Consider the following 15,131-nt stretch of genomic DNA (forward strand, 5'->3'; position numbering starts at 1 on the left):
GTCAGCAGTCGACCTTGTAGAGGTACTCCTGGACCTCGTCGGTGGCGACGTTCTCGGGCGTCGCGAAGACGAACGGCACCGTCTGGTTGCGCTCGACCTGCTCGCCCTTCGACAGGGCCACCGCGGCGTCGACGCCGAGGGCGCCCTCGCGGTACGGGTACTGCACGACGATGCCGTCGACCGCGCCGTCCTCCAAGGCCTGGATGATCGGCTCGGAGGTGTCGTAGCCGACGACCTTCACGTCGCCGGTGCGGCCGGCCTCGCGCACACCGGTGATCGCGCCCTCGGTGCTGTTGGTGGCCATCGTGTAGATGCCCTTGAGGTTCGGGTTCGACGACGCGGCACCGGAGGCGATGGACGCCGCGGTGGCGGTGGCGTTCTCGTCGTACTGCACGCCCAGGTAGGTGATGCCCGGGTAGGCCTTGAGCGCCTCGGCGAAGCCCTGCTCGCGCAGCTCACCGATCGGGTTGCCCGGCGTCTGGTTGATGGCCAGGACCTCGCCCTGCCCGCCGATCAGCTCGGCGAGGTTCTCGGCGGCCAGCTTCCCGCCCTCGAGGTTGTCGGACTGGATGTTCGCGCTGCCGATCGAGGTGTCCTCGAGGTCGCCGTCGATGGTGATGATGTCGACGCCGGCGTCCTTGGCCTCGGTCAGCGGCACGGCCATCGCCGTCGCGTCGGTCACCGAGATCATCAGCGCGTCGGGGGCGTCGGCGACGATGGCGTTGACCACCGACGTCTGCGCGGCCACGTCGAAGGTCGGCGAGCCCTGGACGCTGAAGTCGACGCCGAGCTCCTCCGCGCGGTCACGGCCGCCGCAGCCGACGGTGCTGTAGAAGGGGTTGCCGGTCAGACCGGGCACGTAGACGACGGAGAGCTGCTCGTCGCCACCGTCTCCGGCGGCGGCGCCGGTCTCCTCGCCACCACCACCACAGGCGGCGAGGAGGAGCGCGGACGCGGCGAGGACGGCGGCCATGGGACTGCGGTGCACGGGGGCTCCAGGTGTTCGAAGGGGACGTGCGGAGAGGTCAGGCCTGGTTGCGCCGACGGCGCTTGAGCTGGTCGAGGTAGACGGCCACCACCAGGACGATGCCGATGGCGACCTCCTGCCAGAACGGCTGGACGTTGAGCTGGATGAAGCCGTTGTTGAGCACGGTCGGGATGGCCATGCCGATCACCGTGCCGATCACCGTGCCGACCCCGCCGAAGAGGCTGGTGCCGCCCAGGACGACGCCGGTGATGACCTCGAGACCGTCGCTGGTGTGGCCGCTGATCGTCGTGGTGGCGAAGCGGGTGAGGGAGAGCAGACCGGCCAGGCCGGCCAGCGTGCCGTTGGCGGTGTAGAGCCAGAAGGTGTGCCGGTCGACGTCGACGCCGGCCCGCCGGGCGGACTCCTCGTTGCTGCCGATGAGCTGGGTGTGCCGCCCGAAACGGGTCTGCGACAGCACGAAGCCGCCGATCAGCGCGACGAGCGCGGCGACCCAGACCAGCCAGCTCACGCCCAGCGGGCGGTCGGTGGCGACGCTGATCATCGCCTTGGGCACGGTGCGCACGTCGGTGCCGTTGCTGATCAGCAGCGCAGCCCCCAGGGCCGCGCCCATCGAGCCCAGCGTGGTGATCAGCGCGGGCACCTTGAGCTTGGAGATGACCAGCCCGTTGACCGCGCCCCACGCCGCGCCGGCGAGCAGCGCGGTGACCGCGCCGAGCACCACGGTGCCGGCGCCGTCGCCGCCCTGGCTCTCCATCACCTTGGCCGCACACACGCCGGAGAACACGAGCACCGAGCCGATCGAGATGTCGAACCCGGCAGCCACCAGCACGAACGTGGCCCCGACGGCCATGACGAGCAGCACCGCCATGTCGGTGAGCACGTTGCGCAGCGTCACCGGTGTCGGGAAGGAGTCGGGCGCGGCGAAGGCGAACACCAGCACGAGCACCAGCAGGACGGCGGTCATGTAGGCCGGCGAGGAGTTGAGCAGGCGCCGCCCGCGCCGGCTCCGCGCGGTGGTGCCGGTGCGCTCGGCGTCCGGGGCCTTGGCCGGGTCGATCGCGGTCACTGGTGGTCCCCCGGGGTGTCGGGCCGTACGTCCAGTGCGCCGGTCATGGCACCGACGAGCTGCTCGACGGTGGCGGTCCGGGCCTCCAGGTCGGCGACCCGCCGGCCCAGGCGCAGCACCTGCACACGGTCGGCCGCCTCGAGCACCTCGGGCATGTTGTGGGTGATCAGGACGACGGCGACGCCGGTGCTGGCGACCCGGCGCACCAGCTCGATGACCTTGCCCGTCTGGCGCACGCCGAGCGCGGCGGTGGGCTCGTCCATGATCACGACCCGGCGGGCCCACATGACCGCCCGGCAGATGGCCACGCTCTGCCGCTGGCCACCGGAGAGCGCGCCGACCGGTGCGTCGAGGTCCTTGACGTCGGTGCCCATGGAGGTGAAGGCCTCCTCGGCGCGGGCCCGCATCGTCTTCTTGTCCAGCACCCCGAGCCGGCCGGCCAGCCCGGGCCGCAGCAGCTCCCGGCCGGCGAAGGCGTTCTCGGCCGGCCCGAGCTCGGGCGCGAGCGCCAGGTCCTGGTAGACGGTCTCGATGCCGAGCTCGCGGGCCCGGGTCGGGGAGGCCATCTGCACCGGCTCGCCGTCGATGAGCACCTCGCCGCCGTCGCGCTGCAGCGCACCGGACAGGATCTTGATCAGCGTGCTCTTGCCGGCGCCGTTGTCGCCGATCAGCGCGGTGACCTCGCCCGCGCGGGCGGCGAAGTCGACCTCGCGCAGCACGTCGACGTGGCCGAAGGACTTGACCACGCCGCGCGCCTCCAGGACGGGGGCGGTCACGCGAGGTGCCCGGGGGCGGGGTCGAGCGGTGTCACAGGGCCTCCAGCAGGGCGTCGTACGTGTTCGGTGGCACCGGTCAGCCGACCGTAGCGGGTCACCGGTGCCCGAGCGCAGCCGTGAACCGGGTCCGCGGACCGGCGGGAGAAGTATGTCGTAGACAACCCAATGGGGCCGCCCGGAGTCGGCGAGCGGTGTGCCGGGACCCCGGCGGCGGGCGCGCCGCCCCGCTGCGTCCGGGGCGTCGACGCGGGTCGGCGGGCTGCGCTGCACGCCGTCCCGTCGTAGGCGAGGGTGGCCCGGTGACCTCTTCCCCCCACGTCCGGTCCGCACCGACGGCCGACCTGGACGCCGACGCACGGACGGCGCTGCGCGCGTTCCTCGACGCCGCCTACGACGGCCGGTTCGGTGACGAGGACTGGTCGCACGCCCTCGGCGGGGTGCACGTGCTCGCCACGGTCGACGGCCGGCTCGCCGGGCACGCGGCCGTCGTCCAGCGACAGCTGGTCGCCGGCGCCCGCACCGTGCGCGCGGGGTTCGTCGAGGCGGTGGCCACGGCCGCCACGCTGCGCCGCCGGGGCGTGGGCTCCGCGGTGATGGCCGAGGTGGAGCGGCTGGTGACCGGCGGCCACGAGCTCGGGGCGCTGTCGGCCAGCGACGAGGGCGCCGCGCTGTACGCGGCACGGGGCTGGCTGCCGTGGGCCGGTCCGCTGGCCGCGCTCACCCCGGACGGCGTCGTCCCGACCCCGGACGAGGCGGTGTTCGTGCTGCCCACGCCGGCCACCCCGCCCGGGCTGGACACCTCCGCCCGGCTGGTCTGCGACTGGCGCCGCGGCGACCTCTGGTGACGCGGGCCGCCCACGCGCCGGCCGGCACGTGGGCGACCCGGTGCATCAGGCCGCCTTCGAGACCATGCCGTGGGGGTCGATGACGTACTTCTTGGCCGCGCCCGAGTCGAAGTCCGCGTAGCCCTGCGGCGCCTCGTCCAGCGAGATGGGGGTGGCGTTGACCGCCTTCGCGATCTGCACCTTGTCGTGCAGGATCGCCATCATCAGGCCGCGGTTGTAGCGCATGACCGGGCACTGGCCGGTGGTGAAGGAGATCGACTTCGCCCACCCGGTGCCCAGCGACAGCGACAGGGCGCCCACCTTGGCCGCCTCGTCGATGCCGCCCGGGTCGCCGGTGACGTAGAGCCCGGGGATGCCGATCGAACCGCCGGCCGCGGTGATCTCCATCAGCGAGTTGAGCACCGTCGCCGGGGCCTCCCGGCTGGAGTCCGCGCCGTGGCCGCGCGCCTCGAAGCCGACCGCGTCGACGCCGGCGTCCACCTCGGGCACCCCGAGGATCTGCTCGACCTGGTCCTGCGGAGCGCCCTTGCTCACGTCGACGGTCTCGCAGCCGAAGCTGCGCGCCTGCGCCAGCCGCTCCTCGACCAGGTCGGCCACGATGACCACCGCCGCCCCCAGCAGCTGGGCGCCGGCGGCAGCGGCCAGCCCGACCGGCCCCGCACCGGCGATGTAGACCGTCGACCCGGGCTTGACGCCGGCGGTGACCGCACCGTGGAAGCCGGTGGGGAAGATGTCGGACAGCATCGTCAGGTCCAGGATCTTCTCCATCGCCTGGTCGCGGTCGGGGAACCTGAGCAGGTTCCAGTCCGCGTAGGGCACCGTGACGTACTCGGCCTGCCCGCCGACCCAGCCGCCCATGTCGACGTAGCCGTAGGCGGCGCCGGGACGCGCCGGGTTCACGTTGAGGCAGATGCCGGTCTTGCCCTCCTTGCAGTTGCGACAGCGCCCGCAGGCGATGTTGAAGGGCACGGAGCAGATGTCGCCGACGTCGATGAACTCGACGTCGCGGCCCTTCTCGACGACCTCGCCGAGGATCTCGTGCCCGAGCACGAGGTTCGGCGGTGCCGTGGTGCGGCCGCGGACCATGTGCTGGTCGCTGCCGCAGATGTTGGTGGTGACCACCTTGAGGATCACGCCGTGCTCCAGCTTGCGGCCCACGTTCGCCGGGTTCACGCCCGGGCCGTCCCGCAGTTCCAGTTTCGGGTAGTCGATGGTCTGCACCTCGACCTTGCCCGGCTCGATGTACGCAACGCCTCTGTTGCCCGTCATCTGTCCCGCCCCTCCATGGATGTGCCGTCACCTTCCGCACGAGTCCGCGGTCCCGGCCCCTGCCCCCGACGCCGGGCTGGACTCGGCCTGATTGTGCCCCGGATCACATGCCGCGGGGGCGATGTGACCACGCCCGAACAGGTCAGGACGAAGGACCCCGGCGTCCGGGACCTTCGCCGCGCGCCGACCCGTTGATCTGTGATCGGGGTCACTCCTACCGTGTCGCTCGCCGGGACGGACCCGCGTCCCACCACTCCTGGAGGAGGACACCGTGGCCGCGACACTCCGTGCACGTCTGAGGCCCCGCACGCTGGCCGGGGAACTGGCCGCCGAGTTCGCCGGGACGCTGATCCTCATCCTCTTCGGCGTCGGGGTGGTGGCGCAGGTGGTGGCCGGCGGCCTCGGCGACCACGACAGCATCGCCTGGGCGTGGGGCCTGGGGGTCGTCCTCGGCGTCTACACCGCCGCCCGGATCAGCGGCGCCCACCTCAACCCCGCCGTCACCCTGGCGCTGGCGGTCTTCCGGGGCTTCTCCTGGAGCAAGGTGCTGCCGTACTCGCTGGCCCAGTTCCTCGGCGCGGCCACGGCGGCGCTCATCGTGCGCTGGAACTACAGCGAGGCGCTGGCCCTGTTCGACCCCGGGAACACCATCAAGTCCCAGGGCGTGTTCTCCACCCTGCCGGGCAACGGCGCGCTCGACGTCAGCACCCTGGGCGCCCTCCGCGACCAGGTCATCGGCACGGCGATCCTGCTGTTCCTGATCCTGGCCGTCACCGATGCCCGCAACACCGCCCCCGGGGCCAACCTCGCCCCCTGGATCATCGGGCTGATCGTCGTCGCCATCGGGATGGCCTGGGGCACCAACGCCGGGTACGCCATCAACCCCGCCCGCGACCTCGGTCCCCGGCTCGTGTCGTTCCTCACCGGCTACGGCGAGGCGTGGCGGGACCAGAACGGCGACCTCTACTTCTGGGTGCCGATCCTCGGTCCGCTCGTCGGCGGGCTGATCGGTGCCGCGCTCTACGACCTGCTGATCGGGCGCAACCTCCCGCTGGACGACGACGACCGGGAGCCGGGCCGGTTGCCCGACGAGCCGACCGACCGGGCCGACGCCGGCGACGGGTCCCGGTCGCGCGACCACAGCGCCGAGGAGGCCGCGGGCGACCGCGAGTCGGTCGGCCCGTCCGGACGGGAAGGACGATGAAGAAGCTGATCAACCAGCCGTCCGACGTCGTGGCGGAGGCGCTGCGCGGCCTGGCGCTCGCCCACCCCGAGCTGCGGGTGGACCACGAGAACCGCGTGGTGTTCCGCGGCGGTGCACCGGTACAGGGCAAGGTGGGCCTGGTCTCCGGCGGTGGCTCCGGGCACGAGCCGCTGCACGGCGGTCTCGTCGGCCCCGGGATGCTCGACGCCGCCTGCGCCGGCGAGGTGTTCACCTCACCGGTCCCCGACCAGATGGTGGCCGCCACCAAGGGCGTCGACGGCGGGGCCGGCGTCCTGCACATCGTGAAGAACTACACCGGGGACGTCATCAACTTCGAGATGGCCGCCGAGCTGGTGGCCGCCGAGTCCGGCACCCAGGTCGAGTCGGTGGTCATCGACGACGACGTCGCCGTCCAGGACAGCCTGTACACGGCCGGACGGCGGGGCGTCGGGCTCACCGTGCTGGTGGAGAAGATCGCCGGCGCGGCCGCCGAGCAGGGCCGTCCGCTCGCCGAGGTCGCCGACCTGGCCCGCAAGGTCGACGCCGGCGGCCGCAGCATGGGGGTGGCGCTCACCTCGTGCACGGTGCCGACCGCGGGGAAGCCGACCTTCGACCTGCCCGAGGACCAGATGGAGGTCGGCATCGGCATCCACGGCGAGCCCGGCCGGCGCCGGGTGCCGCTGGCCCCGGCCCGCGAGGTCGCCGAGATGCTGGTCGAGCCGGTGCTCGCCGACCTGGACTTCACCGGCGGGGACGGCGTCCTGGCGTTCGTCAACGGCATGGGCGGCACACCGCTGATCGAGCTCTACCTGATGTACGGCGAGATCGCGGCCGTCCTGGAGAAGGCCGGCGTGACCGTGGCCAGGTCGCTGGTGGGCAACTACATCACCAGCCTGGACATGGCCGGCTGCTCCGTCACCCTGCTCAAGGTCGACGAGGACCTGCTGCGGCTGTGGGACGCCCCGGTGCGGACCCCGGCGCTGCGGTGGGGCACGTGAGCACGGCCGACGCGTTCGACCTGCCCGCCGCCGACCGCTGGGTCCGCGGGTTCGGCGCGGTGGTGCACGCCCACCGCGACGAGCTCACGGAGCTGGACTCCCCGATCGGCGACGCCGACCACGGCACGAACATGGACCGGGGGACGACCGCCGCGCTCGAGGGCCTCGACGCCACCCCGCCGGCGGACGCCGCGGCGCTGCTCAAGGGCGTGGCGATGGCCATGATCAGCAAGGTCGGCGGCACCAGCGGGCCGCTGTACGGCACGTTCTTCCTGCGGATGTCCGGGGCGTTGGCCGACGGCTCGCCGGCCGCCTTCACCGCGGCCTTCCGGGCCGGGGTGGACGGCGTGGTCGCGCGGGGGAAGGCCGAGCCGGGCGACAAGACCATGGTCGACGCGCTGCTGCCGGCCGCCGCGGCGCTCGAGGAGCAGGTGGCGGCGGACAGGCCGCTGGCCGAGGCGCTCCGCGCGGCGGCCGACGCCGCCGCCGGGGGACGGGACGCCACCACCCCGATGCTGGCCCGCCGGGGACGCGCCAGCTACCTCGGCGAGCGCAGCGTGGGACACCAGGACCCGGGGGCCACCTCGGCCGCCCTGCTGGTGCAGGCGCTCGCGACCGCGCTGGACGGACGCTGATGGCGCGCGTGGGACTGGTCGTGGTCTCGCACAGCCGGCCGCTGGCGGAGGCTGCGGTGGAGCTGGCCCGGCAGATGGTCCCGGGAGCCGCCGTCGCGATCGAGGTGGCGGCCGGGACCGGTGACGGCGGCCTGGGCACCGACGCGGTCGCGGTCGCCGCTGCGGTGACCGCGGCCGACGGCGGCGACGGCGTCGTCGTCCTGATGGACCTGGGCAGCGCCGTGCTCTCGGCGGAGACGGCCATGGACCTCCTGGACGACGACGTGCGCGCGCGGGTGCTGCTCAGCCCCGCACCGCTGGTCGAGGGGCTGGTCGGTGCGGCGGTGGTGGCCGCCGGCGGAGCCGACCGCGATCGGGTCGCCGCGGAGGCGTTGCGCGGCCTGGCCCCCAAGCAGGCCCAGCTGGCCTGACCCGCCCGGTGCCCCGGGCGGGGAGGCGGTCAGCCGGCGGGCAGCAGCAGGGTGGCGTAGAGCGTGAGGCCGGGACCGAAGGCCAGCGCGACGACCGGACCGTCGACGTCGCCGAGCTCCTCCAGCACGAGCAGCACGGTCGCCGAGGAGCAGTTGCCGTGCTCGGCGAGCACCCGGCGCGAGGCGCGCATCTGCTCCTCGGCCAGCCCCAGGGTGTCGCGGACGACGTCGAGGATGCGCGGCCCGCCCGGGTGCACGGCCCAGCCGGCGACGTCCTCGGCGCGCAGGCCGGCGGTGGCCAGCAGCTCGTCGACCACGCCACCGACGTGCCGGCCGAGCACGTCGGGCACCCGCGGCGACAGCCCCATCAGGAACCCGAGGTCGGTGACGTCCCAGGTCATGTGGTCGGCGGTGGCCGGGTCGGTGCGCGCGACGGTGGCCGCGATCCGGCGTCCGCGCCCGGCGCCGGGCTCGATGACGACGGCGGCGGAGGCGTCGCTGAACAGCGAGTGGGTCACGACCTGCTCGAGCTCGGGCAGCGCCGGCTGCACGTGCAGGCTGGTGAGCTCCAGGCACAGCAGCACCGCCGGCCGGGAACGCGCGGCCACGTAGTCGCCGACCGCACCGAGCCCGGGCAGCGCGGCGTAGCAGCCCATGTGCCCGATCAGCAGCCGCTGCGTGTCCAGCGACATGCCCAGGTCGCTGGCCAGCCGGATGTCGAGCCCCGGGGTGGCGTAGCCGGTGCAGGTGGCCACCGCGAACAGGCCCACGTCGCCGGGCGCCAGCCCCGCGCCGTCCAGCGCCCCGGCGACGGCCTGCTTGCCCAGCGGCACCGCCTCGGTGATGTAGCGCTGCATCCGGGCACCGGTGCCCCACCGGGTGAGGTCCTCGTCGACCGGGTAGGCGACCGCGTGCCGGCGCTCGACGCCGGCGGCCATGAACACGCGTTCGGCCGCGCGGACGCCGGCGTACTGCCCGGCGAAGAAGCCGTCCCAGACGTCGCGCTGCTCGTAGGTGGCCGGGAGCGCGTGCCCCGCGCCAGTGATCACCGCTCCGCTCATGCGCCGACCGTACGTGCGGTCCCGGCGGCGTGCCGCTCGGTCGTGCCCCGCTTGCTGCCGTACCCGGCGAAGAGGATCCCGGTCCAGGGCATCGTCCGCATGCGGACGCCGTCGCGCCGGCCGCGCCGCCAGGCCACCAGGTCCCGCACGGAGGGGCGCAGCCCGACCAGCCGCAGGTCCAGCCCCACCCGGTCGGCGGTGGCCAGCAGCGCGCGTCGGTCGACGAAGAGCGCGGGGTCGTGGATGCCCGGGGGCGGGCCGCCCGGCAGCCGCTCGGCGATGCGCACCGCCACCAGCCCGGCCAGCGGGGTGTCGGCGATGGAGTCGATCACCAGCACGCCCCCGGGCCGCAGCAGCCGGGCGCACTCGGCGAGCACCTGCCCGGGGTCCTCGACGTGCTCGAGGATCTCGCCGGCGGTGACCACGTCGGCGCACCCGTCGGCGAGCGGGACGGCGAGCACCGACCCCCGGACGACGGTCACCCCGTGCTCCCGTGCCGTCGCCAGCCCGGCCTGCCCGATGTCCACGCCGACGTGCCGGTAACCCAGCCGGACGACGTGCGGCGCCATCAGCCCGCCGCCGCAGGCCAGGTCGACGAGCAGCGCGCCCGGCCGGTCCGCCGGGGGCACGTGCCCGGCCCGCGAGGCCGCGATCCACTGCAGCATCGCGAACCCGCCGCGGGGGTCCCACCACTGGTCGGCCAGCTGGTCGTACTGCGCCGGGTCGTTGAGCCGCACCCGGTGCCCGCTACTTCTTCTTCAGCGGGTCGTGGCCCCAGTTCATCAGGCTGTACCGCCACTTCGAGGTCGCGACGTCCTCGTGCTCGGGCTCCTGCGCCAGGTGCCGCTGCACGTAGCCGTGCACCTTGCGCATGTGCGCCAGGTCGTCGTCGGTGAGGTCGGCCTTCTTCGTGTGCAGCAGCTCGACGATCCGGCGTCCGGACTCGTGCCCGGTGGACTCCGAGGACCCGTCCTTCTTCTGGCCGACCGACTGCGACTCGTCGGTGGCCAGCCACTCCTCCAGCTCACCGGCGGTCATGTTCACCGCCTCGCCGAACTCGCGGCGGATCGTGTCGCTGTCGGTGTCCGCTCCGGACATGTCCGTCCTCCGTGTGTCGGGTCGTGTCGTGTCCGGGTACCGCGGGGAGGTGCTCGGGAAACCGGCGGCCGCGGGCCGCGCGCCGCAGGGCCACCGGCACGGTGCGCGCGTGCAGCGCACCGCCGAGCTGCGCGGCGAGACCGCCGACCAGGTGCTCGACCGCAACCTCAACGAGCTGCTGCAGGAGCTCCGGGTCGCCTTCACCGGCGTGCAGCTGCTGTTCGCCTTCCTGCTGACCCTGCCCTTCCAGGCCCGCTTCGACCGACTCGACGACGTCGGGCTGACCGTCTACACCGTCACCCTGCTGTCGACGGCGCTGGCGACGCTGACCCTCGTCGCGCCGGTGTCCTTCCACCGCCTGGTGTTCCGGCGGCGGCAGAAGGCCGCGCTGGTCGCGGTGGCCGACCGGCTGCTGCTGACCGGGCTGGCGCTGCTCCTGCTGGCGATCACCAGCGCCACGCTGCTGGTCCTCGACGTCGCGCTGGGCCGTCCTCCGGCGGTGGTCGGCGCCGTGGTCGTCGCGGCGTTCGGCGTCGTCCTCTGGTACGTCCTGCCGATCCGGCAGCGCCGGCACGGCCCGGGCACCGACGCCGGCGAGGACGACGGAGACCGCCCGTAGGCTCGGCTCCCGTGGTGATCACCAGGAGGCCCTCGTGTCCGTGACCGTGGTCGGCAGCCTCAACGAGGACGTCGTGGTGACCGTGGACCGCCTCCCCGGGCGCGGGGAGACCGTGATCGGCTCGGCCGTCGCCGTGCTGCCCGGCGGCAAGGGCGCCAACCAGGCCGCCGCCGCGGGCCGGCTGGGCGCCGGCGTGCACATGGTCGGCCGGGTGGGTGCCGACCCCGCCGCCGGCCGGCAGCTGGCCGCGCTCGCCGACGCCGGCGTCAACGTGGGCCGGGTGCAGCGCACCGACGGCGCCCCCACCGGGACGGCGACGATCCCGGTGGAGGCCGCGGGCGGCGAGAACCTGATCGTGGTGGTGCCCGGCGCCAACGCCCGGCTCACCGCGGGCGACGTCGACGTGGAGTCGGTGCACCGGGCCGGGGTGCTGCTGCTGCAGCTGGAGGTGCCGCTGGCCACCGTGCAGGCCGCGGCCGCGGCGACGAGGGGCACCGTGGTGCTCAACCCGGCGCCGCCCCAGTCGCTGCCGGGCGAGCTGCTGGCCCAGGTCGACGTCCTGGTCCCCAACGAGCACGAGCTGGTGCGCCTGGCCGGTGCCGAGCCCGGTGCGCGGACCCCGGCCGAGCTGGCCGGCCTGGCGCGCGGCCTGGCGCCGTCGGTCGTCGTCACCCTCGGCGAGCGCGGCGCGCTGGTCGTCACCGGCGACGAGGCGCTCCTGCAGGCGCCGCCGCCGGTCTCCCCGGTCGACACCACCGGCGCCGGCGACTGCTTCTGCGGCGCGCTGAGCAGCGCCCTGGACCGGGGGAGGTCGCTGGCCGACGCGGTCCACTACGCGGTCACCGCGGCCGCGCTGTCGACCACCGGCCCCGGCGCCCGCGGCGCCCTGCCCGACGACGACGCGGTGTGCGCGCTGCTGCCCCGCACCCCCGCGGCGGTCGCCGTCGGCTGATGGTTGCCGGTCGGCGGCCCGGGGCACGGGATCGGACATGACCGAGACCACAGGACGCACCCCGCACCCCGAAGAGCCCGCCGAGGGCCAGCCGACCTCCGACGACGTCCAGGAGACCGGGCGCACGCCGCACCCGGGTCAGCCGGCCGAGGGCGCCGAGGCCGCCGCCGAGGGCGTCGACTCCGACAGCCGGATCACCGGCGCCTGACCGTCAGTCCTCCGCCGGGCCCGGCGTCCCCGATGCCGGGCCCGCGGGCTCCGGCACGTCCGCGGTCCGCTCGGCCGGTGCCGGCACCGGGCGCCCCGGGCGATGGCGCGGCGGGGCGGTCGGCGGGCGCACGGCCGTACGGCCGGAGCCGGGCTGTGTGCGCGGCAGCCGCGCCGGGTCGACGTCCCGGCCGGTGGGCGGTCGCTGGTCCTGCCCGGGCGTGGTCACGTCCCGACGGTCCCACGCGTCGGGAGGAGGAGCGAGATGACCCGCGCTCCACCGTCGGGCAGCTGCGGACGATTCGTGATAGACGTCTCCTCACCCGATGGGGTGCAGCGACCACGAACGGTGTCGCTCACGGTGACGACCAGGAAAGGTGGACCTCATGCCACAGGACCAGGACCGGACCGACGAGACCACGAGCCGCCCCGCCGAGGCCGAGCAGCCGACCGCGGGAGCGGTGTCGCGGATGCTGGCCAACCCGCGTCGCACGCGTCGCGCCTGACCCACCCGCCCGACCCGCCGCAGGGGCGCCGTCCGCCCCGCGACCCCGGGCGGGCCGGCGGTCGGCGGGCAGTCACAGCTGCCCCACTGAGCGCCGGAAACCCCAGGTCACACCACCTGTACCGAGGACGGTGCGCAGTCGGCCGGGCACGTCGGCGTGCCGCGAACCGCTCCGTCACGAGGTGCTGCACGATCGCCTGCGTGACTGCCGCTGCACTGCCTCTGCACCTGTCCGAGGACGCCGCCCCGGCCCGACGTTCGCGCGCCGAGCGGCAGGAGATCGTCCTGGACACCGCCGAGCGCCTGTTCTCCGCGCGCAGCTCGCGCAGCGTCGGCATGGACGAGCTGGTCCGGGAGACCGGGCTGGGCAAGATGACCGTCTACCGGCTCTTCAAGAGCAAGGACGAGCTGGTCGGCGCCTACCTCTCGCGCAAGGCCGCCGCGGTGCTGTCCGAGATCGACGCCGAGCTCATCCGGCTGCAGGGCGACCCCCGCGCCGCGCTGCTGTCGGTGGTCGACACGGTCGAGCGCGACGTCACCCGCGCCGGCTTCCGCGGCTGCCCGTTCACCAACGTCAGCAGCGAGTACGACGACCCGCAGCACCCGGCCCGCAGCGCCGCCGCCGACTACAAGTACGAGCTGCACATGCGACTGCTCGCCCTGGCCGGCGAGCTGGTGCCGGACGCCGCCGAGGACCTCGCCGCGCAGGTGCACCTGATCATCGACGGGATGCAGCTCTCCGGTGGACTGCTGGGTCCCGACGGCCCGGCCGCCCACGGCCGCCGGCTCGCCGAGCGGCTCGTCGACGCCGCCGTCGCCGGCTGACCGACCCCGCTGCCGTGCGGGACGACGGCACGGCCCGCACGATGGGCGCGTGACCGACCGCTCCCGCCCCGACCTCGACGACGACGTCGTCACCGCCCTCGGCAAGCTCTCCGAGTCGCTGGAGACCGTCGAGCAGGCCCGCGGCCTGCTGTACGGGTTCCACCAGCTGACCGGCAAGGCCGACCGCCTGCTGCAGGAGGCGGTCGAGCAGTTCCGCGCCGCCGGGCAGACCGAGCTCGCCGACACCCTCGAGCGCGACCTCGTCGGCCGCAACGTGATCGCCGACCGGTGGACCTTCCAGGTCGTCGAGGACTTCGACGCCAGCTACTGGTCGGCGTTCCGCGAGGCCGACCAGCGGGCCCGCGACCAGCTCTCCGGCGGCGACCGGCACGTGCTCGAGGCGCGGATGAAGCAGCGTGAGCGCACCGTCGGCCACCCCCGGCACGAGGCCGGCCCCGCGCTCGACTGACCGCCCGCGCATGGCCGGCTGGCTCCGCGGGCAAGGCAGGGACGACGTCCACCTGGAGGAGCGACCATGACCGAAGGCAGCAACACCGGCTACGGCGAGTCCGCCGACACCGCCGACGCGCCGTCCGGCGCGGACCTCATCGACGGCACGCCCGGCAACGACCGGCCCGACGGTGGCGAGCAGGACACCGTCCTGGTCACCGACGACGAGGCCCAGCGGGACGACGACGTCACCCGCCCGGGCAACTCCGCGGGCTGACCGGGGCGCCGCCCGCCGCGGTTAGGCTCGTCGGGTGCTCGTGACCGCTGCCCCGACGGTCCTGGCCGAGGCGGAGTGGACGGCGCGCGAGGCCGCCCACCACCGGCGGATGGACACCTGGGTCGTCCCGCACCAGGAGCGGCGCCGCACCGGCACCGCGCACCCGGTGCTGGACTTCCTCTTCACCTACTACTCCGAGACGCCCGGCCGGCTGCGGCGCTGGCACCCCGGCGCCGGCACGGTGCTGATCGGCGAGGCGGCACGGGACCGGCTGACCTGGCCGCTGTACACCGAGGTCGACGTCCGCACCGGCGACGGCGACGTCGTCCGGGGCGTCGGGCTCGACCGGCCGGCTTTCCTGGCCAAGCGGCGGGCCGCAGCCGGGTGGGTCGAGGGCCTGCTGAGCGCCACCGCGGGCCGGGCCGGCCAGTTCGGCTGCTTCGGCATGCACGAGTGGGCGATGCTCTACCGCCCCGAGGACGGCGAGGTGCGGCACGCGCTGCCGCTGCGGCTGGGGCAGGCCGGCACCGACGCCGTGGTGGAGGCGCACCGGGTGCAGTGCAGCCACATCGACGCGTTCCGCTTCTTCACCCGGGCCGGCGTCCCCCGCAACAACCTGCAGCCCACCCGCGAGACGCAGCAGCAGCTGGAGCAGCCGGGCTGCCTGCACGCCACGATGGACCTCTACAAGTGGGCCTACAAGCTCAGCCCGGCGACGCCCGGCGAGCTGCTGGCCGACTGCTTCGCCCTCGCCGCCGACGTCCGTGAGCTGGACATGCGCGCCTCCCCCTACGACCTCTCGGGCCACGGGTACGCACCGGTCGCGGTGGAGACGCCCGAGGGCAAGGCCGCCTACGTGGCCGCGCAGCGCGGGTTCGCCGCCCGCGGCGCCGTCCTGCGGCAGCGGCTGCTCGCCGTCTGCCGCGACCTGCTCGACGAGGGCTGA

At 74.5% G+C, this 15,131-nt stretch carries 19 protein-coding genes; 12 read left to right on the forward strand and 7 right to left on the reverse strand.

The features are described 5' to 3' along the window. Nucleotide 1 precedes the first annotated feature (1 nt). The 3 genes from ACGBYP_RS09195 to ACGBYP_RS09205 are packed head-to-tail and all read right to left on the reverse strand — an operon-like array spanning nucleotide 2 to nucleotide 2,830. Nucleotides 2-988: an ABC transporter substrate-binding protein gene (locus ACGBYP_RS09195; protein WP_411583258.1), complete on the reverse strand. Its 987-nt coding sequence runs from the start codon at nucleotides 986-988 to the stop codon at nucleotides 2-4. A gap of 37 nt (nucleotides 989-1,025) precedes the next feature. Beyond that, a complete protein-coding gene (locus ACGBYP_RS09200) occupies nucleotides 1,026-2,054 on the reverse strand; it encodes an ABC transporter permease (protein WP_411583260.1) in 1,029 nt (342 codons plus the stop codon). Beyond that, complete coding sequence (locus ACGBYP_RS09205) at nucleotides 2,051-2,830, reverse strand: ATP-binding cassette domain-containing protein (protein ID WP_411583262.1); 780 nt, start codon at nucleotides 2,828-2,830, stop codon at nucleotides 2,051-2,053. The genes ACGBYP_RS09200 and ACGBYP_RS09205 overlap by 4 nt, the downstream gene beginning before the upstream one ends. 299 nt (nucleotides 2,831-3,129) lie before the next feature. Between ACGBYP_RS09205 and ACGBYP_RS09210 the strand changes: the two genes are divergently transcribed. Then, entirely contained in the window at nucleotides 3,130-3,675 is a 546-nt protein-coding gene (locus tag ACGBYP_RS09210) for a GNAT family N-acetyltransferase (protein WP_411583264.1), read from the forward strand. Nucleotides 3,676-3,720: 45 nt separating this feature from the next. On the opposite strand, the gene fdhA is transcribed toward ACGBYP_RS09210, so the two are convergent. After that, the gene (gene fdhA / locus ACGBYP_RS09215; protein ID WP_411583266.1) at nucleotides 3,721-4,944 is read right to left on the reverse strand and encodes a formaldehyde dehydrogenase, glutathione-independent; all 1,224 of its coding nucleotides are present in this window, start codon (nucleotides 4,942-4,944) and stop codon (nucleotides 3,721-3,723) included. 271 nt (nucleotides 4,945-5,215) lie between these two features. On the opposite strand from fdhA, the gene ACGBYP_RS09220 reads away from it, so the two are divergent. From ACGBYP_RS09220 to dhaM, 4 genes are read left to right on the forward strand one after another with little or no spacing between them, the layout of a single operon-like run. Then, nucleotides 5,216-6,148 carry an MIP/aquaporin family protein gene (locus tag ACGBYP_RS09220; RefSeq protein ID WP_411583268.1) on the forward strand — a complete coding sequence of 311 codons (933 nt, stop codon included), beginning with the start codon at nucleotides 5,216-5,218 and terminating at the stop codon, nucleotides 6,146-6,148. Continuing rightward, the gene (gene dhaK / locus ACGBYP_RS09225; RefSeq protein WP_411583270.1) at nucleotides 6,145-7,146 is read left to right on the forward strand and encodes a dihydroxyacetone kinase subunit DhaK; all 1,002 of its coding nucleotides are present in this window, start codon (nucleotides 6,145-6,147) and stop codon (nucleotides 7,144-7,146) included. The genes ACGBYP_RS09220 and dhaK overlap by 4 nt, the downstream gene beginning before the upstream one ends. Further along, complete coding sequence (gene dhaL, locus ACGBYP_RS09230; protein WP_411583272.1) at nucleotides 7,143-7,781, forward strand: dihydroxyacetone kinase subunit DhaL; 639 nt, start codon at nucleotides 7,143-7,145, stop codon at nucleotides 7,779-7,781. Before dhaK ends, dhaL begins: the two co-directional genes overlap by 4 nt. Then, nucleotides 7,781-8,191 carry a dihydroxyacetone kinase phosphoryl donor subunit DhaM gene (gene dhaM, locus ACGBYP_RS09235; protein WP_411583273.1) on the forward strand — a complete coding sequence of 137 codons (411 nt, stop codon included), beginning with the start codon at nucleotides 7,781-7,783 and terminating at the stop codon, nucleotides 8,189-8,191. The genes dhaL and dhaM overlap by 1 nt, the downstream gene beginning before the upstream one ends. A gap of 29 nt (nucleotides 8,192-8,220) precedes the next feature. On the opposite strand, the gene ACGBYP_RS09240 is transcribed toward dhaM, so the two are convergent. Genes ACGBYP_RS09240 through ACGBYP_RS09250 form a run of 3 tightly spaced genes read right to left on the reverse strand, consistent with a single transcriptional unit; the run spans nucleotide 8,221 to nucleotide 10,350 of the window. Beyond that, the gene (locus tag ACGBYP_RS09240; RefSeq protein WP_411583275.1) at nucleotides 8,221-9,252 is read right to left on the reverse strand and encodes a type III polyketide synthase; all 1,032 of its coding nucleotides are present in this window, start codon (nucleotides 9,250-9,252) and stop codon (nucleotides 8,221-8,223) included. After that, on the reverse strand, nucleotides 9,249-9,989 hold the full coding sequence (locus ACGBYP_RS09245) for a methyltransferase domain-containing protein (RefSeq protein ID WP_411583277.1): 741 nt from the start codon (nucleotides 9,987-9,989) through the stop codon (nucleotides 9,249-9,251). The genes ACGBYP_RS09240 and ACGBYP_RS09245 overlap by 4 nt, the downstream gene beginning before the upstream one ends. A 10-nt stretch (nucleotides 9,990-9,999) precedes the next feature. Beyond that, a complete protein-coding gene (locus tag ACGBYP_RS09250) occupies nucleotides 10,000-10,350 on the reverse strand; it encodes a DUF3140 domain-containing protein (RefSeq protein ID WP_411583279.1) in 351 nt (116 codons plus the stop codon). 109 nt (nucleotides 10,351-10,459) lie between these two features. Between ACGBYP_RS09250 and ACGBYP_RS09255 the strand changes: the two genes are divergently transcribed. The 7 genes from ACGBYP_RS09255 (at nucleotide 10,460) to ACGBYP_RS09285 (ending at nucleotide 15,131) form a co-directional block, all read left to right on the forward strand. Beyond that, nucleotides 10,460-10,969: a DUF6328 family protein gene (locus ACGBYP_RS09255; RefSeq protein WP_411583281.1), complete on the forward strand. Its 510-nt coding sequence runs from the start codon at nucleotides 10,460-10,462 to the stop codon at nucleotides 10,967-10,969. A 34-nt stretch (nucleotides 10,970-11,003) separates the two neighbouring features. Continuing rightward, nucleotides 11,004-11,921: a ribokinase gene (locus ACGBYP_RS09260; RefSeq protein ID WP_411583282.1), complete on the forward strand. Its 918-nt coding sequence runs from the start codon at nucleotides 11,004-11,006 to the stop codon at nucleotides 11,919-11,921. 37 nt (nucleotides 11,922-11,958) lie between these two features. Continuing rightward, nucleotides 11,959-12,129, forward strand: coding sequence for a hypothetical protein (locus tag ACGBYP_RS09265; protein ID WP_411583284.1), 171 nt, complete (start codon nucleotides 11,959-11,961; stop codon nucleotides 12,127-12,129). Nucleotides 12,130-12,834: 705 nt separating this feature from the next. Next, on the forward strand, nucleotides 12,835-13,458 hold the full coding sequence (locus ACGBYP_RS09270; RefSeq protein ID WP_411583286.1) for a TetR/AcrR family transcriptional regulator: 624 nt from the start codon (nucleotides 12,835-12,837) through the stop codon (nucleotides 13,456-13,458). A 49-nt stretch (nucleotides 13,459-13,507) separates the two neighbouring features. Continuing rightward, nucleotides 13,508-13,927, forward strand: a complete 420-nt coding sequence (locus tag ACGBYP_RS09275; RefSeq protein WP_411583288.1) for a hypothetical protein — start codon at nucleotides 13,508-13,510, stop codon at nucleotides 13,925-13,927. 66 nt (nucleotides 13,928-13,993) lie between these two features. Further along, nucleotides 13,994-14,185, forward strand: a complete 192-nt coding sequence (locus ACGBYP_RS09280; RefSeq protein WP_411583289.1) for a hypothetical protein — start codon at nucleotides 13,994-13,996, stop codon at nucleotides 14,183-14,185. 34 nt (nucleotides 14,186-14,219) lie between these two features. Further along, nucleotides 14,220-15,131 carry a 3-methyladenine DNA glycosylase gene (locus tag ACGBYP_RS09285; protein ID WP_411583291.1) on the forward strand — a complete coding sequence of 304 codons (912 nt, stop codon included), beginning with the start codon at nucleotides 14,220-14,222 and terminating at the stop codon, nucleotides 15,129-15,131.

The organism is Modestobacter sp. SSW1-42 (assembly GCF_046635825.1).
Lineage (GTDB): Bacteria > Actinomycetota > Actinomycetes > Mycobacteriales > Geodermatophilaceae > Modestobacter.

Bases quoted from the DNA above. Each gene is read 5' to 3' on its own strand.
- fdhA (WP_411583266.1), bottom strand. From the start codon at position 4,944: ATGACGGGCAACAGAGGCGTTGCGTACATCGAGCCGGGCAAGGTCGAG.
- dhaK (WP_411583270.1), top strand. From the start codon at position 6,145: ATGAAGAAGCTGATCAACCAGCCGTCCGACGTCGTGGCGGAGGCGCTG.
- dhaM (WP_411583273.1), top strand. From the start codon at position 7,781: ATGGCGCGCGTGGGACTGGTCGTGGTCTCGCACAGCCGGCCGCTGGCG.
- ACGBYP_RS09240 (WP_411583275.1), bottom strand. From the start codon at position 9,252: ATGAGCGGAGCGGTGATCACTGGCGCGGGGCACGCGCTCCCGGCCACC.
- ACGBYP_RS09250 (WP_411583279.1), bottom strand. From the start codon at position 10,350: ATGTCCGGAGCGGACACCGACAGCGACACGATCCGCCGCGAGTTCGGC.
- ACGBYP_RS09265 (WP_411583284.1), top strand. From the start codon at position 11,959: ATGACCGAGACCACAGGACGCACCCCGCACCCCGAAGAGCCCGCCGAG.
- ACGBYP_RS09280 (WP_411583289.1), top strand. From the start codon at position 13,994: ATGACCGAAGGCAGCAACACCGGCTACGGCGAGTCCGCCGACACCGCC.